The sequence below is a fragment of the Demequina pilifera genome (assembly GCF_048814985.1).
Lineage (GTDB): Bacteria > Actinomycetota > Actinomycetes > Actinomycetales > Demequinaceae > Demequina.
The window spans coordinates 243,895-265,372 of sequence record NZ_JBMDTW010000001.1; the positions used below are offsets into that span (position 1 = coordinate 243,895).

Annotated in this window: 25 protein-coding genes and 1 tRNA gene; 5 read left to right on the top strand and 21 right to left on the bottom strand. The window is 71.2% G+C overall.

Annotated elements, in window-relative coordinates:
• Positions 1 to 41 precede the first annotated feature (41 nt).
• From ACNI14_RS01065 to ACNI14_RS01090, 6 genes are all read right to left on the bottom strand, one after another.
• Entirely contained in the window at positions 42 to 1,775 is a 1,734-nt protein-coding gene (locus ACNI14_RS01065) for an ABC transporter ATP-binding protein (RefSeq protein WP_420518077.1), read from the bottom strand.
• A 36-nt stretch (positions 1,776 to 1,811) separates the two neighbouring features.
• The gene (locus tag ACNI14_RS01070; protein ID WP_420518078.1) at positions 1,812 to 2,405 is read right to left on the bottom strand and encodes a GNAT family N-acetyltransferase; all 594 of its coding nucleotides are present in this window, start codon (positions 2,403 to 2,405) and stop codon (positions 1,812 to 1,814) included.
• Positions 2,390 to 3,079 (bottom strand): ThuA domain-containing protein, encoded by a 690-nt coding sequence (locus ACNI14_RS01075; RefSeq protein ID WP_420518079.1) that lies wholly within the window; start codon positions 3,077 to 3,079, stop codon positions 2,390 to 2,392. The genes ACNI14_RS01070 and ACNI14_RS01075 overlap by 16 nt, the downstream gene beginning before the upstream one ends.
• 88 nt (positions 3,080 to 3,167) lie before the next feature.
• Positions 3,168 to 4,094, bottom strand: coding sequence for a homoserine kinase (gene thrB, locus ACNI14_RS01080; RefSeq protein WP_420518080.1), 927 nt, complete (start codon positions 4,092 to 4,094; stop codon positions 3,168 to 3,170).
• Between the two features lie 2 nt (positions 4,095 to 4,096).
• On the bottom strand, positions 4,097 to 5,155 hold the full coding sequence (gene thrC, locus ACNI14_RS01085; protein ID WP_420518081.1) for a threonine synthase: 1,059 nt from the start codon (positions 5,153 to 5,155) through the stop codon (positions 4,097 to 4,099).
• Positions 5,155 to 6,435 (bottom strand): homoserine dehydrogenase, encoded by a 1,281-nt coding sequence (locus tag ACNI14_RS01090; protein ID WP_420518419.1) that lies wholly within the window; start codon positions 6,433 to 6,435, stop codon positions 5,155 to 5,157. The genes thrC and ACNI14_RS01090 overlap by 1 nt, the downstream gene beginning before the upstream one ends.
• A gap of 89 nt (positions 6,436 to 6,524) precedes the next feature.
• On the opposite strand from ACNI14_RS01090, the gene ACNI14_RS01095 reads away from it, so the two are divergent.
• Positions 6,525 to 7,082 carry an arsenate-mycothiol transferase ArsC gene (locus ACNI14_RS01095; RefSeq protein ID WP_420518082.1) on the top strand — a complete coding sequence of 186 codons (558 nt, stop codon included), beginning with the start codon at positions 6,525 to 6,527 and terminating at the stop codon, positions 7,080 to 7,082.
• A 27-nt stretch (positions 7,083 to 7,109) separates the two neighbouring features.
• Here ACNI14_RS01095 and ACNI14_RS01100 read toward each other — a convergent pair whose 3' ends face one another.
• The 3 genes from ACNI14_RS01100 to ACNI14_RS01110 form a co-directional block, all read right to left on the bottom strand.
• Positions 7,110 to 7,346 (bottom strand): hypothetical protein, encoded by a 237-nt coding sequence (locus tag ACNI14_RS01100; protein ID WP_420518083.1) that lies wholly within the window; start codon positions 7,344 to 7,346, stop codon positions 7,110 to 7,112.
• 52 nt (positions 7,347 to 7,398) lie between these two features.
• A complete protein-coding gene (locus tag ACNI14_RS01105) occupies positions 7,399 to 7,614 on the bottom strand; it encodes a hypothetical protein (RefSeq protein WP_420518084.1) in 216 nt (71 codons plus the stop codon).
• A gap of 190 nt (positions 7,615 to 7,804) precedes the next feature.
• On the bottom strand, positions 7,805 to 8,404 hold the full coding sequence (locus ACNI14_RS01110; RefSeq protein ID WP_420518085.1) for a TetR family transcriptional regulator: 600 nt from the start codon (positions 8,402 to 8,404) through the stop codon (positions 7,805 to 7,807).
• 70 nt (positions 8,405 to 8,474) lie between these two features.
• On the opposite strand from ACNI14_RS01110, the gene ACNI14_RS01115 reads away from it, so the two are divergent.
• Entirely contained in the window at positions 8,475 to 10,538 is a 2,064-nt protein-coding gene (locus ACNI14_RS01115; protein WP_420518086.1) for a fibronectin type III domain-containing protein, read from the top strand.
• On the opposite strand, the gene lysA is transcribed toward ACNI14_RS01115, so the two are convergent.
• The 7 genes from lysA to ACNI14_RS01150 all read right to left on the bottom strand — a co-directional run bounded on the left by lysA (position 10,513) and on the right by ACNI14_RS01150 (position 15,845).
• Complete coding sequence (lysA, locus tag ACNI14_RS01120) at positions 10,513 to 11,847, bottom strand: diaminopimelate decarboxylase (protein WP_420518087.1); 1,335 nt, start codon at positions 11,845 to 11,847, stop codon at positions 10,513 to 10,515. The two genes, ACNI14_RS01115 and lysA, sit on opposite strands and share 26 nt — an antisense overlap.
• Before the next feature lie 2 nt (positions 11,848 to 11,849).
• Entirely contained in the window at positions 11,850 to 13,526 is a 1,677-nt protein-coding gene (argS, locus tag ACNI14_RS01125; protein ID WP_420518088.1) for an arginine--tRNA ligase, read from the bottom strand.
• 74 nt (positions 13,527 to 13,600) lie between these two features.
• Positions 13,601 to 13,981: an MmcQ/YjbR family DNA-binding protein gene (locus tag ACNI14_RS01130; RefSeq protein WP_420518089.1), complete on the bottom strand. Its 381-nt coding sequence runs from the start codon at positions 13,979 to 13,981 to the stop codon at positions 13,601 to 13,603.
• A 34-nt stretch (positions 13,982 to 14,015) separates the two neighbouring features.
• Positions 14,016 to 14,795: an MBL fold metallo-hydrolase gene (locus ACNI14_RS01135; RefSeq protein ID WP_420518090.1), complete on the bottom strand. Its 780-nt coding sequence runs from the start codon at positions 14,793 to 14,795 to the stop codon at positions 14,016 to 14,018.
• Between the two features lie 5 nt (positions 14,796 to 14,800).
• Complete coding sequence (locus ACNI14_RS01140) at positions 14,801 to 15,142, bottom strand: hypothetical protein (RefSeq protein WP_420518091.1); 342 nt, start codon at positions 15,140 to 15,142, stop codon at positions 14,801 to 14,803.
• A complete protein-coding gene (locus tag ACNI14_RS01145; RefSeq protein ID WP_420518092.1) occupies positions 15,139 to 15,477 on the bottom strand; it encodes a DUF202 domain-containing protein in 339 nt (112 codons plus the stop codon). The genes ACNI14_RS01140 and ACNI14_RS01145 overlap by 4 nt, the downstream gene beginning before the upstream one ends.
• Positions 15,477 to 15,845: a YidH family protein gene (locus tag ACNI14_RS01150; RefSeq protein ID WP_420518093.1), complete on the bottom strand. Its 369-nt coding sequence runs from the start codon at positions 15,843 to 15,845 to the stop codon at positions 15,477 to 15,479. The genes ACNI14_RS01145 and ACNI14_RS01150 overlap by 1 nt, the downstream gene beginning before the upstream one ends.
• A 123-nt stretch (positions 15,846 to 15,968) precedes the next feature.
• On the opposite strand from ACNI14_RS01150, the gene ACNI14_RS01155 reads away from it, so the two are divergent.
• Positions 15,969 to 16,041, top strand: a tRNA-Arg gene (locus ACNI14_RS01155).
• A gap of 188 nt (positions 16,042 to 16,229) precedes the next feature.
• Here ACNI14_RS01155 and ACNI14_RS01160 read toward each other — a convergent pair.
• On the bottom strand, positions 16,230 to 17,114 hold the full coding sequence (locus ACNI14_RS01160) for an ArgP/LysG family DNA-binding transcriptional regulator (protein ID WP_420518094.1): 885 nt from the start codon (positions 17,112 to 17,114) through the stop codon (positions 16,230 to 16,232).
• A gap of 80 nt (positions 17,115 to 17,194) precedes the next feature.
• Here ACNI14_RS01160 and ACNI14_RS01165 point away from each other — a divergent pair, with 80 nt between their 5' ends.
• Positions 17,195 to 17,857 (top strand): LysE/ArgO family amino acid transporter, encoded by a 663-nt coding sequence (locus tag ACNI14_RS01165; RefSeq protein WP_420518420.1) that lies wholly within the window; start codon positions 17,195 to 17,197, stop codon positions 17,855 to 17,857.
• 33 nt (positions 17,858 to 17,890) lie between these two features.
• Here the strand turns inward: ACNI14_RS01165 and ACNI14_RS01170 are convergent, their stop codons facing one another.
• The 3 genes from ACNI14_RS01170 to ACNI14_RS01180 all read right to left on the bottom strand — a co-directional run bounded on the left by ACNI14_RS01170 (position 17,891) and on the right by ACNI14_RS01180 (position 19,593).
• Entirely contained in the window at positions 17,891 to 18,133 is a 243-nt protein-coding gene (locus ACNI14_RS01170) for a hypothetical protein (protein ID WP_420518095.1), read from the bottom strand.
• Between the two features lie 24 nt (positions 18,134 to 18,157).
• Entirely contained in the window at positions 18,158 to 19,033 is an 876-nt protein-coding gene (locus tag ACNI14_RS01175) for an aldo/keto reductase (RefSeq protein WP_420518096.1), read from the bottom strand.
• A gap of 83 nt (positions 19,034 to 19,116) precedes the next feature.
• Positions 19,117 to 19,593, bottom strand: a complete 477-nt coding sequence (locus tag ACNI14_RS01180; protein WP_420518097.1) for a hypothetical protein — start codon at positions 19,591 to 19,593, stop codon at positions 19,117 to 19,119.
• A gap of 22 nt (positions 19,594 to 19,615) precedes the next feature.
• On the opposite strand from ACNI14_RS01180, the gene ACNI14_RS01185 reads away from it, so the two are divergent.
• Positions 19,616 to 20,458 (top strand): patatin-like phospholipase family protein, encoded by an 843-nt coding sequence (locus tag ACNI14_RS01185; RefSeq protein ID WP_420518098.1) that lies wholly within the window; start codon positions 19,616 to 19,618, stop codon positions 20,456 to 20,458.
• On the opposite strand, the gene ald is transcribed toward ACNI14_RS01185, so the two are convergent.
• Positions 20,358 to 21,473, bottom strand: coding sequence for an alanine dehydrogenase (ald, locus tag ACNI14_RS01190; RefSeq protein WP_420518099.1), 1,116 nt, complete (start codon positions 21,471 to 21,473; stop codon positions 20,358 to 20,360). The two genes, ACNI14_RS01185 and ald, sit on opposite strands and share 101 nt — an antisense overlap.
• Between the last annotated feature and the right edge of the window lie 5 nt (positions 21,474 to 21,478).

Consider the following 21,478-nt stretch of genomic DNA (forward strand, 5'->3'; position numbering starts at 1 on the left):
GTGAGGGCGGGGCCGGGGAGGCGCGGTCCGGCTCTCAGCGCTCACGTGGCGTCCTCCGCTCGCAACTGCGTGCTGACGATCTCCTGGTAGGTCTCCGACGTGGTGAGGAGCTGCGCATGCGTGCCGCGCGCCACCACCTTCCCGTCGTCGAGCACCAGGATCTGGTCCGCGCCGACGATGCTCGACACACGCTGCGCGACCACGATCACCGTCGCATCGGCCGCGGCCTCAGCCAGCGCGCCGCGCAGCCGCGCGTCCGTCGCCGTGTCGAGGGCGCTGAACGAGTCGTCGAAGATCAGCACCTGCGGCTCCCGCACGAGCGCCCGAGCGATGGCGAGCCGTTGGCGCTGCCCGCCCGACACCGTCGTGCCGCCCTGGCCCATCGGCGTCTCCAGACCCGCGGGCATCGCGCTGACGAAGTCGTCGCCCTGGGCGACGCGCAGCGACTCCCACACTTGCGTCTCGGTCGCATCGGGGAACCCGTAGCGAAGATTCGATCCGACGGTCCCGGAGAACAGGTAGGGACGCTGGGGGACGAGCCCCATGCGCGACCACAGCGTCTCGAGGTCGACGTCCCGCACATCGACGCCGCCCACCCTCACCGTGCCCGACGTGGCGTCGTACAGCCTCGGAATCAGGTTGATGAGAGTCGACTTCCCGGCGCCGGTCGAGCCCACGATCGCGGTGGTCGTGCCCGGCCTCGCCGTGAAGCTCACGTGGTGCAGCACCGGCTCCTCGGCGCCGGGGTAGGCGAACGTGACGTCGTCGAACTCGACCGCGCCCGCATCGGCGAAGTCGCGCACGCCGTCGCGCGGTGGGGTGACCGTGGTGCGGGTGTCCAGCACCTCCCCGATGCGGTCGGCGGACACCGCGGCGCGCGGCACCATGACGAACATGAAGGTCGCCATCATGACGGCCATGAGGATCTGGATCAGGTAGGTCAGGAATGCGACGAGCGCGCCCACCTGCATCTCGCCGTTGTCGACCCGCTCGGCGCCCAGCCACAGCACGGCCACCGAGGAGATGTTCAGCACCAGGGTGACGATGGGGAACATCGCCGCCATGAGGCGCCCCGCCCTGAGCGCGGACTCGGTGACGTTCTCGTTGGCGCTCCTGAACCTGTCCCGTTCGGTGTCCTCGCGCACGAAGGCGCGCACCACCCGGATGCCGGTCAGCTGTTCGCGCAGCACGCGGTTGATCGCGTCGATGCGCGTCTGCATGCGCCGGAAGTGGGGCACCATGCGCCAGATGATGAGCGTCACGGCCATCAGTAGCAGCGGCACCGCGACCACCAGGATCCACGACAGCGCCACGTCCTGCTGCACCGCCATCACCACGCCGCCGATCGCCATGAACGGGGCGCTCACCAGCAGGGTGCAGCTCATCAGCACGAGCATCTGCACCTGCTGCACGTCGTTCGTGTTGCGGGTGATGAGGCTCGGCGCCCCGAAGTGCTGGACCTCGCTCTCGGAGAAGGTCCCGACCCGGTGGAAGATCCGCGCGCGCAGGTCGCGCCCCACCGCCATCGCGACCTTGGCGCCGAAGTAGATGGCGATGATCGCGCACACGATCTGCACGAAGGACAGCCCGAGCATGACGCCGCCGACGCGCCAGATGTGGGAGACGTCGCCGGTGGCGATGCCGTTGTCGATGAGATCCGCATTGAGGGCGGGAAGATAGAGGTTGGCGACCGACTGCGCGAGTTGGAAGACGACCACGCCCACCAGGAGGCGCCGATACGGCTTCACCGACTCGACGAGCAAGGACGAAAGCATGCTGTCGAATCTAAGGCACCGGAGGGGCGACGCTCGTCACATGCAGCTGCGGGCGAACACCACCGAGTCGTGGTCCGCGGCCACGGGAGCGAAGCCCACGCGTGGGTAGAACGCCTGGGCGCCCGCATTCGCCTTCGATGCGGCAAGATGCACGCCCGGCACGCCCCTCGCGCGCATGCCCGCGACGGCAGCGTCGATGAGGGCGCGGCCCGCTCCCCTGCCCTGCGCCGCAGGGAGCAGGTCGATGTGCAGGTGGGCCGGGTACTGTGCGACTGCATCGATCAGCATGCGATCCGGGTCGAGCGCCGCCGGCAGCAGCCACCGGTCGCCCTGGGTGCGGGGCTCTCGCGGCGGCCGCGACGGCCACCACTCCTTCACGAACCAGTCCTGGAAGGCGCGCGTATCGTCGGTGCCCACCACGTAGCCGACGGCCCCCTCGCCCTCGTCCCACACGAGAGCGAAGCACGACGGCCCGTGGAGGTAGGGGGAGGCGTAGACGTCCGCGACCGCCTGGTCGTCACCGAACACGCCGGTGGCGTCCGCGCCTCCGTCGCCGGTGAGCAGGCAGATGCGGGCGATCGCGTCGTGATCGGCCGTCGTGGCCGGGCGTATCGTCAGCGCGCCGCCCACGTCATCCCGCGCTCGATGAGCGTGCTCACCTCATCGCGCTGGAGGACGTCCAGAGTGTGACCGAGGGTGATGGCGAAGATGCGGCCCTTCCCCCACTGGCGGGTCCACAGCACCGGCATGGTGATCGGCTCGTCCCACTCGTCTCCGGCACCGGGAACGAGCTCGCAGTCGGCCAGGACTCGGTTGTGGGAGTCGCTCAGCACCCAGTACTGCTCGGTGCGAATGGGGAAGTCGGCCATGCCCTGGGTGATGGGGTGGTCGGCCGCCGCGTCCGTGAAGTGCACCGTGTAGTCACGGTAGGCCTCGACGTCGGTGCGCCCACGATCCTCGGGGGCATGCGGGTGCGCCGCGAACTGGGCGCCGAGCAGCTGCATATAGTCGGTGGAGTTGCGGAAGGAGTCGATGAGTCCGCCGTGCCACCCCGCGAGGCCGGCCCCGGCGGCCACCGCCTGCCGCAGCCCCTCGATCTCCTCCACGGTCGCGCTGCCCATCGTGACGCACTGCACGATGAGGTCGTAGCGCGCCATGACGGCGCTGTCCGCGTACACCTCGGGGGTGTCCTCGACATCCACGATGAAGTTCAGTCTTTCGAGCACCGGGATGTACGCGTCCGTCGCTGCGACCGGGTCGTGACCCGGCCAACCCCCTCGGACAATCAAGCAATGCTTGGCCATTCGTGTCCCCTTCGCATCTTTGCGGGCTCGCCCTCCATGATAGTGCCAGGCCAGACGGTGGTCGATCACCACGACGGCCGGCCAGCGGCTACAACCGCTCGAAGAACGCCCCCGGCACGCGCTCCACCGTGTGGATGCCGCGCCACGATTCACCGCCGATGCCCTCGGCCCACTCGAGCGGTCCGGTCGCGATCCCGTGCGAGGCGAGATCGGTGCCGAGCACGAGCACGGAGGGGCCGGCTCCGGACACCACCGCCGCGATCCCCTGCGCTCTCAGGTGATCGATCATCGCGGGGGCGGCGGCCATGACCTCCGCCCGATACCCCTGGTGAAGGCGATCCTCCGTGGCGGCGAAAAGGTCCTCGGGACGGCCTGCGAGTGCGTTGACCAGCAGGGCGGCGCGGCCGACGTTGAAGGCCGCATCGGCGTGCGGGACCTGCGCCGGCAGCACCGAGCGGGCCTGCGTCGTCGGCAGCACGGAGTCGGGGATGAGTACTGCGGTCTCGATGCCCGTGGCCATCACCAGGGGGCTCGCATGCGCGCCTTCGTCGTCCTGCCACGCCACGGTCGCGCCTCCCAGGATCGCCGGCGCCGCGTTGTCGGGATGCCCCTCGAAGCGCGTCGCCAGGTCCAGGACCACCTCGGGCGACAGCGCGTCGGGCTCGGCGATGAGGCCGCGCGCGGCCCAGATGCCGGCGACGACCGCGGCCGCGGACGAGCCCAGTCCCCGCCCGTGGGGGATGCGGTTCGTCGCGTGGATGACCAGCCCGACCTGCGAGGCGCCCACCTGGTCGAGGGCCTCCCGCAGCGCACGCACCACGAGGTGCGACTCGTCTCGCGGGAGGGAGTCGGCGCCCTCGCCCTCGATCTCGATCTCGACGTCCGCCGCCGCGACGGCGCGGACGTCAAGCTCGTCGGCCACGCCCAGCGCGAGCCCGAGCGCGTCGAAGCCGGGTCCGAGATTGCCCGCGGTCGCGGGCACCTGAACCCGCACGCGATCCGCCACGAGCCTCATGCCTACAGCCCCAGCGCCTTCGCGGCGGCCTCGACATCCACGGGGATGACGACAGGCTCGACCTCGTGACCCGCGAGAGCGGTCGCGGTGTCCTTGAGGCCGTTGCCGGTGACGGTGCAGGTGATGGTCGCGCCCCTCGGCACCTCGCCCTTGGCGCCGGCAGCGAGCAGACCGGCGATCGGGGCGGCCGATGCGGGCTCGACGAACACTCCCACGTCGGCGGCCAGTCGCTGCTGGGCGGCCAGGATCTCCGTGTCCGAGACGGCGCGGATCCACCCGCCCGATTCGTCCCTCGCCGCAATCGCGAGGTCCCACGAGGCGGGCTTGCCGATGCGGATGGCCGTCGCCACGGTCTCGGGATCCTTGATGGGGTGACCGGCGACGAAGGGCGCCGCGCCCTCCGCCTGGACCCCCCAGATGCGGGGCGTGCGGGAGGCGACCCCCGCATCGGCGTATTCGCGGAAGCCCATCCAGTACGCGGAGATGTTGCCGGCGTTGCCGACCGGCAGCATGTGAATGTCGGGGGCGTCCCCCAGCTGGTCGACGATCTCGAAGGCCGCCGTCTTCTGGCCCTGCAGGCGGAAGGGGTTCACGGAGTTCACGAGAGCGACCGGGTACTCCTCGCTCAGCGCGCGCACGATGTCGAGGCACTCGTCGAAATTGCCGTCCACCTGGACGAGCCGGGCGCCGTGCACGATCGCCTGCGCCATCTTGCCGGCGGCGATCTTGCCCTGCGGGATCATCACCACGCACGTGAGTCCGGCGTGCGCCGCGTAGGCGGCGGCCGATGCGGAGGTGTTGCCGGTCGAGGCGCACACCACGGTGTGGTCGCCGCTCTTGACGACCTGCGTCATCGCGGCCGTCATGCCGCGGTCCTTGAACGAGCCCGACGGGTTCATGCCCTCGACCTTGACGAACACGTCGGCGCCCACCTCGGCGGAGATCGACTTCGCGTGCACCAGCGGGGTGCCGCCCTCGCCGAGCGACACGATCTGGTCGGACTCGTCGAACGGCAGCCGGTCCAGGTATTCGCGGACGATGCCGCGCCATACGTGCGCCACTACAGCTCTCCCTCGATGCGCAGCACCGACCACACCGCGTCGACGGCGTCGGACTCCCGCAGTTCCTCGACGGTCGCGCTCAGCGCGGCCTCCTGTGCGCGGTGCGTGGACAGGATCAGGCCGGCGTGGCCCTTGCCCGGCATCTGCCGAACGGACTCGATGCCCACGCCGTGCGACGCGAAGATGGTCGCGACGGCCGCGAGCACGCCGGGGCGGTCGGGCACGCTCATGCGCACCGCGTAGCGGGTCATCGCCGCGGACATCGGCAGGACGTCCCGGCGCGCGTAGTTGGACTCCCGCGGGCCCTTGCCGCCGCCCGCCTTGTGCCGCGCGACGGACACGATGTCGCCCAGCACGGCCGATGCGGTGGGCACGCCGCCCGCGCCCTGGCCGTAGAACATCAGCTCGCCGGCGGCCTCGGCCTCGACGAAGACGGCGTTGAAGGCGCCGCGCACTCCCGCGAGCGGGTGCTCCGCCGGCAGCAGCGTCGGGTGCACACGGACCGAGACGCCGTCGGAGGTCTGCTCCGCCACCGCCAGCAGCTTGATGACCCGGCCGGTCTCGGTGGCGGCGGCGATGTCGTCGGACGTGACCTCGGTGATGCCCTCGCAGTAGACGTCGTCGATCCCGACCCGCTGGTGGAAGGCCAGAGAGGCGAGGATCGCGGCCTTGGCCGCGGCGTCGTGACCGCCCACGTCGGCGGTGGGGTCGGCCTCAGCGAAGCCGAGTCGCTGCGCCTCGGCCACGACGTCGTCGTAGTCGAGTCCCTTGGACGTCATCTCGTCGAGCACGTAGTTGGTGGTGCCGTTGACGACGCCGAGAATGCGCGTCACGCGATCGCCCGCGAGCGACTCGCGGACCGGGCGCACGATCGGGATCGCCCCCGCGACCGCCGCCTCGTAGTAGAGATCCGCGCCCGCAGCATCGGCGGCCTCGTACAGCTCGGCGCCGCGCTGGGCGAGCAGCGCCTTGTTGGCGGTGACCACCGCGGAGCCGCGGCTCAAGGCGCGCAGGATGAGCGTGCGCGCGGGCTCAATGCCGCCCATCACCTCGACCACCACGTCCGCCGAGTCGACCAGCGCCTCGACGTCTGAGGTCAGGGACTCGACCGGGACCACCGGATCCCGGGGGGTCGTGGTGTCGCGCACGTAGATTCCGGCCAACTCGACGGGAGCGCCGACGCGCGCGCCGAGGTCCTCGGACTGTTCGAGCAGCAGCCGCACCACCTGGGTGCCGACGGTGCCGCATCCGAGCACGGCGATGGTCACGGGAGCAGGGATGGGAGACACGGCCCCACTCTATCGGAGCGTGAGCACCCGCCAGGGCGGCTCGTCCGGCGCCCGCGCGGTGCTCACGTAAGGTCGAGGTCATGAACGAACGCCCCGCCACCGTGGTCATGGTCTGCACAGGAAACATCTGCCGCTCGCCTGCGATGCACTACTTCGCCCAGCGCGAATGGGGAGACGCTGCCGAGGTCTCCAGTGCGGGCATTCAGGCAGAGATCGGCATGGACGTGCCCACCCCGATGCGCACCGCAGCGCGCAGGCACGCGCTCGACATCCCCGCTCACCGGCCCACGCAGCTGGACGGCGAGATCATCGCGGACGCCGACCTCGTGCTCGTCGCGACGCAGCAGCACGCGACGTGGATCGAGGAGGAGTCGCACGGGTGGCCCTCCCACGCCTTCGGCATCAGGGAGGCGCACGCCCTCACCGAGCACGCCGAGCCCCCGATGGGCGCGTCGCCTCGCGAGCGCCTGCTGAACGCGGCGGCCTCGCTGCACCTGGCCCGCACGCAGCAGCCCGTCGAACTGACCAGCCTCGACGACCCGTGGTCGCTCGACCAGGACACCTACGACCGCGTGATGGACGAGATCGCCGAGTCCCTCGACGCCCTCACCCTGTGGGCGAGGCTCGCCGACCGCTGACGGCTCGGGTCCCGACGATCGGGATCGCTACAGTCCCGGACCGCGGATGCGGCTCGCGGCGCCCATCGCGCCCGCCCGCGTGGCGTCGTCCACGTTGCTCAACGGGGAGTGCTCGTCCTGGTGGTCCTCTCGGGTGGGGCCGTCCTCGCTCTCGGATTCGGGCACGCCATCCATGGGCAGGCGTCCCTGCTCCTGACGCTCCTCCTCGACCTCGTCGGCGACGTTCTGCAGGTCCTCTGTGCGTTCGCGGCTGTCCTTCGACATCCCGGTCTTCCTCTCGTTCACGGCCGATGCGGTCTCGAGCGTTCGCCTCGCTTCACTTCTGCTCGTCGAGGCGGTGGTCGAGCGGGGTGTCCACGTCGGGCTCGAGGTGATCCTCGCGGGTCTCGGCCTGGTCCTCGGCCTCCCGGTCCGCGTCGTCCATGCCGTGGCCGGCGCGCTCGCGCTCGGCCACCAGGTCGTCGGCGATCTTCTGCAGGTGCGCGGTTCCTTCGCTGACCTGGTCATTCTGGTCCTCGGTGGGCTTCGACATCGCTGTGCTCCCTCCGTTCGCGGGACGACGCCCTGCCGTCCCATTAGGGAAACGGCGCGCGTCGCCGGTCGCTTCCTGACGTGCCAAAAAACGGCAGTCTGCCAGGGCGGCTCCGCGCGAGAATCAGCGCGTCAGGCGGGGGCGACGTCGAGCGCCAAGAGGTCCTCGAGGGTGTCGCGGCGCGCTGCCGTCATGCAGGAGCCAGCAGGCGGATCAGGTCCGGTCGAAGGCTGGCGACATCCGATCCGAACACGGCTGCGTGTACCACGTACCCGTCCGTGAGGTGATAGACCGAGGAGGCGAGGTCGCGAGGACTGCGGTCCGTGCGGATGAGGTCTCGCGCGGCCAGCAGCTCGAGCAGTACGGTCAGCTGGTCGATCCACCTCTCGTACAGTCCCGCGAGCTCGGCGAGCAAGGCCGGTTTGCCCTGAGCAGCGAAGCGGAACTCCGCGAGCAGGAGGGTGTCCGGCAGCGACCCCTCGTCGTCGTCGAGCCAGACGCCTGCAGCCGCGAGACCATCGGCGAGGGTCTCCACATCGCGGTCCAGCCTCTGCCAGGTCTCCTCCATCATCTCTCCCCTGCGTCTCATGACCGCGAGGAAGTAGGCCTCCTTGGAGGCAAAGTGGTGGTAAAAGCTCCCCTTGCTGTGGTGCGTGCCGCGCAGCACATCCTCGATGCTCGTCGCCGAGTAGCCCTTGACCGGAAACCTCGCGACCCCGAGCGAGAGCAGTTCGGCATGCGTCGCCGCGCGCCTGTCCCCCGCGCTGGTGGGGCGTCGCCGCTGCTCCATGGCAGAAGCCTAGACGCTTGCCCGCGCCGCGCATGGACAGACCGACCGACTAGTCGGTATGTTTCTCCCCATGAATCACTTCCGATCCCCCGCAGACCTCAGAATCCCCCTGGTCGCCGCCCTTGCAGCCACCACGCTCGCGATCGTGGCGGCGCCGGCACAGGCGGCGGTCGTTTTCGCGAACACCGACTCCTACTCCGTTCCGTATCGCACCAGCGCGGTCGCCCTGAGCCCCGCGGGCGACACGCTGTACGTCGCGAGCGCGGCGTCGGGACGCATCTACGTCCTCGACGCGGCGACGGGCGACGAGCTGTCCACGCTCGACCCCCGCAGCTTTCCGCACGACATCGCTCTCAGCGCCGATGGGGAGACGCTCGTCGCGGCGAGCGAGGAGACCTCACGCCTCACCGTGTTCGACGCCGATCACCCCTCCGGGCAGATCATCGACGTGCCGATGCTCGGCTCAGGCGACGTCGCCGTCAGCGCCGACGGCTCGCGCGTCCTCGTGCCACGGAGCGGAGGCGCCGGCGCGGCCGTGATCGACAGGCCATCCTCCGTCACCGCGGTGCCGCTCGGCGCGGGAGGCGACGCCGGCGTCGCGTTCGCCCACTCCGACGAGCAGGCGATCGCCAGCGACCCGGCCGACGGCGCCTCCCCGCTCGCGTGGAGAAGCCTCACCTCGATGGCCGGTAGCGAGCTCGCCCCGGGCCGTCTCGGGGCCACGGGCAGCGTCGCCGTCTCTCCCGCCGACGGGTCCGTGGCGGTCGCGGGCACCGACGGAATCCGCGTGTACTCCGCTGCGCTCGACGGGGCTCCGGAGTTCGTCGCCACGGCGCAGGCCGCGCATCGGGTGGCCTACTCCCCCGATGGCTCGCGCATCCTCGCGATCGGTGCGACCGAGGTGGCGGTGGTGAGTGCGGACAGCATGACGACCCTGGCCGTGGCACGCGGCGCCGTCACCGTGCAGGACGCGGCGATGACGCCCGACAACTCTGCGCTCCTCGTGGCAGACGGGACGCGCGCCGAGGTGATGGTCTTCACATCAGAGCGCACCGCGTCGCCCCCGACGGGACTGACCGTCACTCCGGGCGACGGCGAGGCGACCGTGACCTGGGAACCCCCGACGGCCATGGGAACCTACGACTTCTCCTTCTACCTGCTCCAGGTCCGCTCCGTGGGCGGCGACTGGACCTCCATCCCGAGCTCGATGACCACGGCGACGTCCTCCACGGTGTCCTCGCTCACCAACGGGGAGCCGGTCGAGCTCCGCGTCAGCGCCTACACGGGGCTGGGCGAGGGAGAGTGGAGCGATCCCATCACCGTGACCCCCGCGGGGATCCCCGGCGCCCCTCGCGCACTCGCAGCATCGCTGAGCCGGGGGAGCGTGTGGCTGGCATGGGAGCCGCCCGCTGTCGACGGCGGATCCGCCGTGCTCGAGTATGTGGTCGAGGAGCGAGTGGGCGACGGCGACTGGCTGCCGATCGCTGCGACGCCAGCGAGCACGACCCGCATCACGCTGGGGCCACGCCCTGCGGGCATCGACCACGCGTATCGAGTCTCGACGAGGACGGCAGTCGGAGCGTCCGTCCCGAGCGCCGCCGTCACCTTCACTCCTTCTCTGCCCGCCCCGCCCGTGCTCACCGCGACGCCAGGCGCGGGATCCGTCCTGCTGTCATGGACGATCGAGAGCGACGAGCCCCTCGCGTGGTTCACCATCGAGCAGCGCATCGACGGAGGAGAGTGGGCGACGATCGCCGAGCCCCCAGGTGTGGAGCGAGAGTTCCTGGTCGACGGCTTGAGCGATGGCAGCGAGGCCGCCTTCCGCATCACAGCCTTCGCGGGTCAGCAGCCGGGGCCGACGAGCGAGCCCGTCGTCGTGACCGTCGGTGAGCCCATCCCGGCGCCCTCTCCCCAGCCCTCGACACCCTCTCCGCAGCCCTCGGCGCCCGAACCCGAGCCATCGCCGTCACCGACCGGCACCACGCAGGAGGAGCCACCCCTGGCTCTCGCGCAGTCGGGCCCCTGGGGGGCGTCGGCGCTGGCGGCCCTCGCGGTGACGGCGATGCTCACGGGCACGGCGCTGGCGGCGGGGGGACGCGGCATGCGACTCACTCGGGAGCGACGTCCCAGCTGAGGAGGTCCGCGAGGGTGTCGCGGCGCATCAGCACGGTCGAGGACCCCTCACGCACCGCCACCACTGCGGGCCGGAGAGCCGCGTTGTAGTTCGACGCCATGGAGCGCCCGTACGCGCCGGTGGCGGGCACCGCGAGCAGGTCGCCGCGCGCCACGTCGTCCGGCAGCCCCACATCGCGCACGACGATGTCCCCCGACTCGCAGTGCTTGCCGACCACCCGCGAGGCCTCGGCCTCGGCGGACGATGCGCGCGACGCGATGGCTGCGGTGTAGTTCGCGCCATACGTGACGGGCCTCATGTTGTCGCTCATGCCGCCGTCGACCGCGACGTAGGCGCGGCGCCCGCCGTCGTCCAACTCGACGGTCTTGACGACGCCCACGCGATAGAGGGTGAGTCCCGCCGGCCCCGCGATGGCGCGGCCGGGCTCGATGCTGAAGCGCGGCCACGTGCCGCCGACGGACTCCATCACGCCGGCCACCGCATCGGCGATCTCGTAGGCCGCGTGCGAGGGGTCGAGGGAGTCCGCATCGTCCGTGTACTGGATCGCGTAGCCACCTCCCAGGTCGACCTCGCCGAGCTCCGCACCCGTCGACGCGGTGAATGCCGCGCGCAGACCGAGCATGCGCTCGGCCGACTCGCGGAAGGCGTCGATCGACATGATCTGGCTGCCGATGTGGGTGTGGATGCCCAGCAGCCTCAGGTGCGGCGCCTCGTGGCACGCGACGAGCGCGCGCATCGCGGCACCGGAGGCGAGAGACAGCCCGAACTTCTGGTCCTCGTGCGACGTGGCGATGTACTCGTGACCGCCCGCGTGCACGCCGGTGGTGACGCGCACCATGACGGGAGCGACGACCCCGAGCTCGCGTGCGAGCGCGTCGAGGATCTCGATCTCGGTGAACGAGTCGACGATGATCCGGCCGACTCCCGCGATCAGCGCGCGCCGGAGCTCGTCGTCCGCCTTGTTGTTGCCGTGCAGGCCGATGCGCGCGGCCGGCATCCCCCCGCGCAGGGCGATCTCGAGCTCCCCCAGCGACGCGACGTCGAGGTGCAGCCCCTCCTCGTGCATCCACGCCGAGACCTGGGAGCACAGGAAGGCCTTGCCCGCGTAGTAGACGTCGATGCCCGCGCCATGCCGCGCGAAGGCGGAGCCGAAGTGGTCGCGGAAGGCGCCTGCGCGGGCGCGGAAGTCCGCCTCGTCCACGACGTACAGGGGCGTGCCATGGACGCCCGCGAGTTCGCGGACGTCGACGCCGCCCACGGACATGGCGCCGTCCTCACCGCGCTGAACCGTGCTCGACCACACTGACATGGCTACATCCGCTCCGGCGCGGAGACGCCGAGCAGGCGGAGTCCATTTGCGAGCACCTGCCGCGTGGCGTCGTTCAGCCACAGCCGGGTGCGGTGCAGGTCGGTGATCTCCTCGTCGCCCTGCGGCGTCACACGCGTGCGGTCGTACCAGCCGTGATACACCGAGGCGACCTCCTCCAGGTATCGCGCCACCCGGTGCTGCTCGCGATGCTCGGCAGCCATGGTGACCACCCGCGGGAACTCGCCGAGCACGCCCAGCAGCTTGGCCTCCCATTCGTGCGCGAGCAGCGAGGCGTCGAAGCCGTCCTCGCGCCGGATGCCGTACTCGGCGGCGTTGCGGGAGACCCCTGAGGTGCGCGCGTGCGCGTACTGGACGTAGAACACGGGGTTCGCGTTGGACTGAGAGGCGAGCAGGTCGAGGTCGATGTCGATGGACTGGTCCGCGCTCGAGCGTGCGAGCGCGTAGCGCGCGGCGTCCCGGCCCACGACGTCCACGAGGTCCTCCATGGTGACCACGTTGCCCGCGCGCTTGGACATCCGCACCGGCTCACCGTCCTTCACCAGGTTGACCATCTGGCCGATGATGACCTCGACGATCTCCGGGGCATAGCCCAGCGCCGCGGCGCCCGCCTTGAGGCGCGCGATGTAGCCATGGTGGTCCGCCCCCAGCAGGTAGACGCACAGGTCCGCGCCGCGTTCGGCTTTGTCGCGGATGTACGCAATGTCACCAGCGATGTACGCCGCCTGGCCGTCGGACTTGATGACCACGCGGTCCTTCTCGTCGCCGTACTCCGAGCTGCGCAGCCACCACGCGCCCTCCGACTCGTACAGCGACCCGGACTGCTTGAGCTCCGCGAGTGCGCGCTCCACCTTGCCGGAGTGGTGCAGCGAGTCCTCGTGGAAGAACACGTCGAAGTCGACGCCGAAGTCGTGCAGCGACTGCTTGATCTCGCCGAACATCAGCGTCACGCCGCGGTCGCGGAAGAACTCGAGCGCCTGCTCGCGGGGCATCTCGAGCGGGTCCGTGTCCCCCGCCGCCATCGCCTCGACCATGACCTGGTCCGCGATGTCCTGGATGTACTGGCCCGAGTAGCCGTCCTCGGGAGCCGCCTCGCCGGCGACCACCGCGAACAGCGACGCCGCGAATCGGTCGATCTGGCTGCCGTGATCGTTGAAGTAGTACTCGCGCACCACGCGCGCGCCGTGGAACTCGAGGAGCCGGGCGATCGAGTCGCCGACGGCGGCCCACCGCGTGCCGCCCAGGTGGATCGGGCCGGTGGGGTTGGCGGAGACGAACTCGACGTTGACCGTCTTGCCCGTCAACGACTCGCCCCGTCCGTAGTCGGCGCCATACTCGACGATGCCGCGCGCCAGTTCGCCTGCGGCCGACGCCGCGAGGCGGATGTTGATGAACCCGGGCCCGGCCACCTCGGCGGACTCGATGCCATCCTCGTCCGCGAGCCGCTCCACGAGCGTGTCCGCGAAGTCGCGGGGGCTCGTGCCCGCTCGCTTCGCCAGCTGCATCGCGATGTTCGTGGCCCAGTCTCCGTGCTCGCGCTGGCGCGGTCGCTCGACGCGCACCTCCTCGGGGACATCGAACGGCGACAGCTGAAAGTCGCTGTCGTCGATGCCCTGGAGGAGGGCGGCGCGGATCTTCTGGGAGAGCTCGTCTGGGGTCACTTCTCGAGTCTATCGGCGACACCGGCGGCTCGGGAGCGCGACCGATGCGCGGGTCACCTGCGCGTAGGGCACGGTCAGCCGAGTGCGGCCTGCACTCGCTTGGGCAGGCTCTCGCGCACCAGCCGATACGCGGTCTCGATGGCCTCCACCGCGACGGCGCGCGGCAGCGCCTCGTCGTCGATCTCGATCGAGATCCACCGCCGCTTGTCCGCGTAGTATCCCGGCGAGATCGCGGCGTGACGGCCCACCAGAGCGGCGTTGACGTCCGGGTCCCCCTTGACGGTCACGATGCGGGCGCCGCTGGGATGCTCGCCGATCCGGCCAAAGTGCTTGCCGCCCACCTGAAACGTCTGGGAGCCCCACGATGGGTACGGCACCACCTGCGCCCCGGGCAGCCGCGCGAGCACGTCGACGATCCATGGATCCACGTCGGGCAGTTCGGTGGGGGCGCTCATGCCTTCACGCTACGACCGACCTATGACACGCGCGTCACGAGGCCGCGCGCACCTCGGAGGGCAGCGCCACCCGCTCGCCGCGCTCGAGGAGCGTGATCGCCTCGATCTCCCCGGCCTCCTCGAACCACGCGACCAGGTCCTCTCGCGGCTGCGCGAAATGCGCCCAGTCGTCGATGTGCACGGGGTAGACCGTCGCCTGCGGCCACAGCGCGCCGATCCGGTGGGTGCGCTCGGCATCCGCGGTGAGGAGCATGTCCCCGAACCGCTCCACCTTGGCTCCGCCGGCGAAGACGAACGCCACGGCCACGTCCGGAAAGCGCTCCGCGACGCGGGTGGCCTTCTTCACCGACGAGTTGTCGCCGGAGATGTAGATCGTGGGCCAGTCCTCGGCCTCGAGCACGAACCCCGTCACCTGCCCCGTGAGGTGCTTGATGACGCTGGGACCGTGGCGCGCCGGTACGGCCGTGATCGTCACCGGGGCCGACCCTCCCGGGATGATCGCCTGATCCCAGCGCCGCATGCCCTGGGCCCGGCCGATGCGGGTGCCTCCTGACGGCGTGGTCAGCACGTGCGGCACCTCGTCGAGGAGCACGCGACCGGACACGTCCAGGTTGTCCTCGTGCTCGTCGTGCGACAGCAGCACGACGTCGATGGGCCCGATGTCGCCGTGCGACATGGCGGGACCCTCGAGCTTGGTGAGGTTCCCCACCTGCCCGGGTGGGTCGAAGGTGGGGTCGGTGAGGAACGTCAGTCCCGCGTATTCGAGAAGAAGAGTGGGCCCGCCGACGAGCGTGGCGTGAGGGGTGCCGGTCATGGAGATCAGTCAAGCACCTCGACGGCGTCGACCCTGCACTGGACCGGGAAGGACTCGGCGCACTGACGGGTCCAGATCCTCAGGCGATCACCCTCGCTGATGTCGTCCACGGTGTCTGCCCCACCGATCAAGTCGACCTCGTCCCCGAGCGTGAGCACCGCGCGCTCGTAGTACTCATAGCCCGGGTCGGGTGCGAAGATGACCCGCACGGCGTCCGCGGTCGTCTCGACCGACGTCGCCTCTCCGACGGCCTCGGCCGCTCCGTCCGGGCCCGAGCCCGCCGCGCACGAGCTCAGCGCCAGCGCGCACGCCCCGACGAACGCCGCCCGCACCGTCACGCGCCTCATCGCCGCACCGCCTCGGCCAGCACATACGCCGCGCAGGCGATGCCGAGCATCAGCACGCTGGCAGACATCGCCGCAAGGGCGAGGCCAGGGCGGGGCGAGGTGCCGTGCGCGACGAGCTGGGCGTGCGCGGTGCGGTAGCGGGCCGACGCCACCAGGTACGCGACTCCACCGAGCGCGATGCCGGCCAGCCCGACGCCGATCACCACCGGACCCGCATCGGCCATCACCCGGGTGCCCACGAGAGAGGCCGCGACGAAGGCGAGCGCGGTGCGGCGCCAGGCGAGCAGCGTGCGCTCGGCCTGCAGGCCCTCGTCGAAGGGAGTCGCGTCGGTCATCAGAGCAGCCCCACCGCGACCAACGCCACGCCCACGATCATGCCGACCGTGAGGATGGGAGCGATCGACGGTCCGCTCAGCGGGGTCCGCATGCGCAGCGCGCGCTCCGTGCGCAGCCACCCCAACAGCCCCTCGACCGCGGCGAGCACTCCGAGGACGACGAAGAGGCCCGCGGACCACAGCCTGAGATCCGCGTTGATCGGGACATCGAGCGCCTCGAGCGCCACGCCGGCGGCGAAGAGTGTGAGCGACGTGCGCGTCCACGCGAGATAGGTGCGTTCGTTCGCGAGGCTGAAGCGCGGATCAGGCTCGTCGCCGACGCCATAGACACGCTTGGGGAAGCGCCGGGAGAGGTCGCGTGCTGCCATGGTTCCAGCCTATGTCGCTGGTTCCCGTGCAGGTCCGCGCGCTCGCCGCGCATCCCGCATCGCGAGTCAGAGGACGCGTGCCACGTGCTGGTAACCTTGACCGTCGCGGGCCGAGCCCGTCACGCCCCCGTAGCTCAGCGGATAGAGCGCCGGTTTCCGGTACCGAAGGTCGCAGGTTCGACTCCTGTCGGGGGCACGTCGCATGCTCGCGACACAGAAGCCGGAGGGGGCGCTGGAAGGCGTCGGTCCCTCCGGCTTCGTCGCATCCCGAGCGTGCGTGCACTCCCCTGCGGCGGTCGGGCGCTGCTGACGCGGACTCGCCGCCCCACCTTGCGTGCCTGGCCTGCCGATTCCTTGCCCGGGGCACGAGGAAGGGCCGTGGCATCAGGTGGCGAGCAGCGCTCCTGCCCGCTGGGCGATCCCCGCCGCGACGCGATCCAGCAGGCCGGAACTCACCCGCCACTGCTGCCAGTGCAGTGGCACCGTGACGGCCGGTCCGCCCAGCTCCACCAGCGCATCGCTCCGGGCCGCCAGCTCGGGCGGCAGCACCCCCCATCCCATCCCGAGTTCGATGGCCCGGATCATCTCCACGGACCCGGGGATGCGGTGCCGGGGCGGGGCCGCGGGATCGGCGCCCTTGGCCACCAGGTACCTCGTCTGAAGTGCGTCGTCGGCGTCCACGTCGACGACGGGTGCCCCCTCGAGGGCCATTGCGGACGCTCCGTCCGGGAACCATCGGGTCGCGAAGTCGCGAGAGGCGTAGGCCGCGTACCGCATCTCGCCCAGGCGAGTCACCGTGCATCCGGGCACGGGGTCGGGGCGCGTGGTGACGGCCGCGGCGACTGTGCCGTCGGTGAGGAGATCGGCGGTGCGCTCCTCGTCGGCGCGGTGGAGGTGGAAGCTCACGGACAGCTCCTCCGCGAGGGAGGCGAGGGGGCCGAGAAACCACGTGGCGAGGGAGTCGCCATTGATCGCTATCGCGATGGTCGCGCGTTGACCCGATTCTATGTCGAGTGCGACCCGCACCTCCCGGTCAAGGTCCTCGATCTGACGTGCGAAGCGGATCACCGCCATGCCGGCTGCGGTGGCGCGCACCGGTCGCGATCTCACCAGCAGCACCTGGCCGACGGTGCGTTCGAGGGCCTGAATGCGCTGGGTCACCGCGGGCTGGGTGACGTGAAGGACGCGCGCCGCGCCCTCCAGCGACCCCTCCTCGACAGCGGCGGCCAGCGTCGCGGCCAGGTCGGCAGGCACCCTCATATCAGCCATGCTAATACTCGATCATTGATACTTAGTGGTGCTTCTTCACAAGCCCACCTACCGTGTCACTCGTGACCTTCCTCTCCGGCATGGCCTTGGGCCTGTCGCTCATCATCGCCATCGGCGCGCAGAACGTGTTCGTGCTGCGCCAAGGCCTGCGCAAGGAGCATGTGGGGCTGGTCGTGGCGATCTGCGCGATCTCCGACGCGGTCCTCATCGCGGCCGGCGTCGCCGGGATCGGCGCCGCGCTGTCGTCCGTGCCGTCGCTGGTGACCGCGATCAGGTGGGGCGGCGCGCTGTTCCTGCTCGGATACGCCCTCGTGGCCGCGCGGCGGGCGTGGCGGCCCCGGGCCACGGCCCTCAATGCCGACGGGGCGGAGGGCCCGGAATCACCCTCGCTCGCCGCATCGGCCCCGGGCTCCCCCGCAGCGACCCGCACGCGAACGCCCAGCCCGGCCACCGCATCGGCCCGCGCCGCCGTGCTCACGTGCCTCGCGCTGACCTGGCTCAACCCGCACGTGTATCTGGACACCGTGCTGCTGCTCGGCACCATCGCGTCATCCCACGGGGACGCCAGGTGGCTGTTCGGAGCCGGCGCGATCGCGGGCTCGCTGGTGTGGTTCACCGCTCTGGGCTACGGGGCACGGCTGCTCGGCCGCTGGCTCGCGAAGCCTGGCGCGTGGCGCGTTCTCGACGGCGTCATCGCGCTCGTGATGCTCGCGCTCGCGGTCATGCTCGCCGCTGACGCGTGAGCTGCGGGGCCGGCGGCGGGCGGTGACGGGCGGCTACTTGTCGCGACCGGGCGGCAGCAGCCACACGAGCGCGACGCCCGCGACGACCTCGGCGGCCGCGAACGTGCGGGTGTTGCGCGCGTCGCCCACGAACGGCTTCAGCGCCCGCTGCCACCAGGACGGCCCAGACTCCCAGCGGGCGATGTGCTGCTCCGGCTGCAGAAGGCCGATGACGCCGTCGCCGATCAGGCCGATGCCGACCGTCTCTCCGACCCTGACTGCGATGCTGCGACCCATGATGTCCTCCAGACCTCGTCGGGCTCAGTCACCGAGGACGACCGCGAGGGCGGCCATCTCGTCCTCGGTCAGTTCGATCTCCGCCGCACCGGCGGAGTCGAGAATCGAACTCGGCCGCGACGCCCCCGGGATGGGGATCACGACGTCGGAGAGCGCGAGCTCCCACGCCAGCACCGCCTGCTGCGGGGAGATGCCCCGCGCATCGGCGACCTCCTGGAAGGGGGCGTGCTCCGTGCCCACGTCGCCGGCGCGGCCGATGCCGCCCAGCGGGCTCCACGGCAGGAAGGCGATGCCCAGCTCGGCGCACAGCTCGAGCTCCGGGTAGCTGGACACGAACCGCGGCGAGAACTGGTTCTGGACACTGGTGAGCCGGCCGCCGAGGACCTCGTGCGCCTCGCGAATCTGCGCGGGGTCCGCGTTCGAGATCCCCACCATGCGCACCACGCCCTCGTCCAGCAGCTCCGCGAACGCCCCCACGGAGTCGGCGAAGGGCACGCGCGGATCGGGGCGGTGGAACTGGTGCAGGCCGATCGCCTCGACGCCCAGACGCTGGGCGGAGGCCTTGGCCGCGGCCTTCAAGTACTCAGGGTCGCCGTTCTGGTGCCAGGTGCCGTCGCCGGGACGCAGCGACCCGGACTTGGTGGCGACGAGCACGTCCGACTTGTCGGCCGCTCCCGAGTAGGTGAGCAGGGCGCGCGCGATGAGCGCCTCGTTGTGTCCGGCCTCGCCGGGATTGAGGTGGTACGCATCCGCCGTATCGATCAGCGTCACGCCGGCGTCCAGGGCCGCGTGAATGGTCGCGATGGCGCGCGCCTCGTCTGGCCGGCCCTCGATCGACATGGGCATGCCGCCCAGGCCGATCGCGCCCACCGTGCGGTCTCCGAGCTTGCGCTGCTCCATGCGTCTCCTTGGGTCTCAGATGGTCATCCATGTCCGAACGTAGCGGCTATGGCGGACAACGCAACTTCCCCCCGCGGGCTTCCCTATCCGCGCGCGCCCGACGGCAGCGGTGAGAGCGGGCCGACCGCGGCCCGCGCGGCGTCGACGGTGCCGGCGGCCACCGGCACCGTGCACTGCGCGTGCGAATCGTCGTCGAGCCGCCAGACGATGATCCACGCACCCGCGCCGTCCTCGCGAAACGCGTCGGCACTCGCCTCCCACTGCTCGACGACGTCCTCCGCCACCTCGGGCAGGGGCGTGACGTCATCGGCGTTGGCCTCGACGACGGCATAGTGGTCGCGCCACTGCGTGGGGTCGTAGACCTCCCCCGCCACCACGGCCGCGCCGTCCACGCTCCCGTACTCGGCCTCGCACGCGGCGATCACGGCGGCCTCGGTCTCTCCGGGCCCGCCGCCCAGGGCGAACGCGGCGATCGCTCCCCCGACCACCACGGCGCCGACCGCGCCGGCAGCCACCAAGGGGACCCAGGTGCGGGGACGGTCGTCAGGCGCGGCAGGCATCGGGCAAGCCTACGATGGCGCCATGGAGCCCGTCGACGACCTCAGGAGCGTGCCGCGCCTCGGGCTCGCACTCGGCGGCGGCGGAGCGCTCGGCGCCGCCCATGTGGGGGTCCTGCAGGTGCTCCGTGAACGGGGCATCGCGCCCAGCATCGTGGCCGGGACTTCGGCGGGAGCCATCGTCGGCGCGGCGTATGCGGTGGGCCTGGATCCGTACGAGCTCGAGGAACACGTGGTCCACTCCTCGTGGGGCACCTTCGGCACCTTCACGCCCCGCCCGGGATGGGGACTGCTCACGGCCGATGCGCTCCGCCAGACAGTGCGCGACGTCGCCGGGGATGCGGCGATCGACGAGCTGCCGCTGACCTTCGGGGCGGTCGCCACCGACGCCGAGACGCGTGAGGCCGTGCTGCTCCGGCAGGGTTCGGTCGCCGAGGCTCTCGCGGCGTCGATCGCGGTGCCGGGGATCTTCCGGCCCGTGCGGATCGACGGCCGCATGCTGATCGACGGCGGGGTGGCGCAGAACCTGCCCATCGAGGCGGCGTTCGAGATGGGCGCGGACCACGTGATCGGCGTCCGACTGGCGCCGGAGTGGGAGGCGCTCGGCGGCTCGGAGCTCGCGGTCCACGAGTGGGTCATACGGCCGGACGTCACACTCATCCGACCGGTGGTGGGCGAGCGGTCCCAGTGGGTTCCGCGGGACCTGCCGGGGCTGGTCGACATCGGCCGCCGCGCGGCGGAGAAGGCGCTGCGGGACTACCCGGTCGTCACCGCCCGTCCGGAACGGGGGCCGCCGGAGGACCCGCCGGAAGATCGGGAAATGCCGTCGCCACTGCGGGGTATCGCACGGTTCCTGCATCGGTATTGAGCCCGCGGGCCAGAGCGGGATCGGCCTTCACTGCGCTCTCCCAGCCGCCGGCGAGTGCCCGCACATATGGCAGCGTCGCGTGGGTCAGCGCCGCAGTCGACGTCGCCCCGACCGCCCCCGGCATGTTCGTCACGCAGTACACCTGGACGTCGCCCACCGAGAAGACCGGTTCGTCGTGCGTGGTGGGCCGCGACACCTCGAAGCAGCCGCCCTGGTCGATCGCGATGTCCACCAGCACCGCCCCCGGGCGCATGCGCATCACCGCCTCGCGGCTGAGCACGGTGGGCGCGCGGTGCCCAGGCACGAGCACCGCGCCGATCACGAGGTCGGCCTCGAGCGCCTCGCGCTCGATCGCCTCCGGCGTGGACACCACGGTGCGCACTGCGTCGCCGTGCGCCTCGGCCAGGGCCTCCAGGCGCCCCTGGTCGAGGTCGATCACCACCGCATCGGCGCCCATGCCCACCGCCTGGGCGAGGGCGTGGGACCCGGCGACACCGCCGCCGATCACCACGACCCTCGCACCGGGGACTCCAGGTGCGCCGGCGATCAGCACGCCGCGGCCGCCCTGCGGGCTCAGCAGATGGTGGCCACCCTCGAGGGTCGCGAGCCGGCCGGCGACCGCGCTCATCGGTGTGAGCAGCGGCAGGGAGCCGTCGTCGAGCTGCACGGTGTCGTAGGAGAAGGCGGTCGTGCGGGCCGCGACCAGTGCGGCGGCGAGGGGACCGTTGGCAGCCAAGTGAAGGAACGTGAACAGCACGTTGTCCCGCAACAGCCCGTACTCGTGCTCGAGCGGCTCCTTGACCTTCAGCACCAGGTCCGCGTCCCATGCGTCGGTCGTGGACACGATGCGGGCGCCTGCGGCCTCGTACTCGCGGTCCGGGAGGAACGCGGCCGCTCCCGCTCCGCTCTCGACGCGCACGTCGTGACCGGCCTCCGCGAGCGCCCGGGCGCCATCCGGCGTGAGCGCCACGCGCGTCTCGCGGTTCTTGGTCTCCTGGGGGATGCCGATGCGCACGTCGC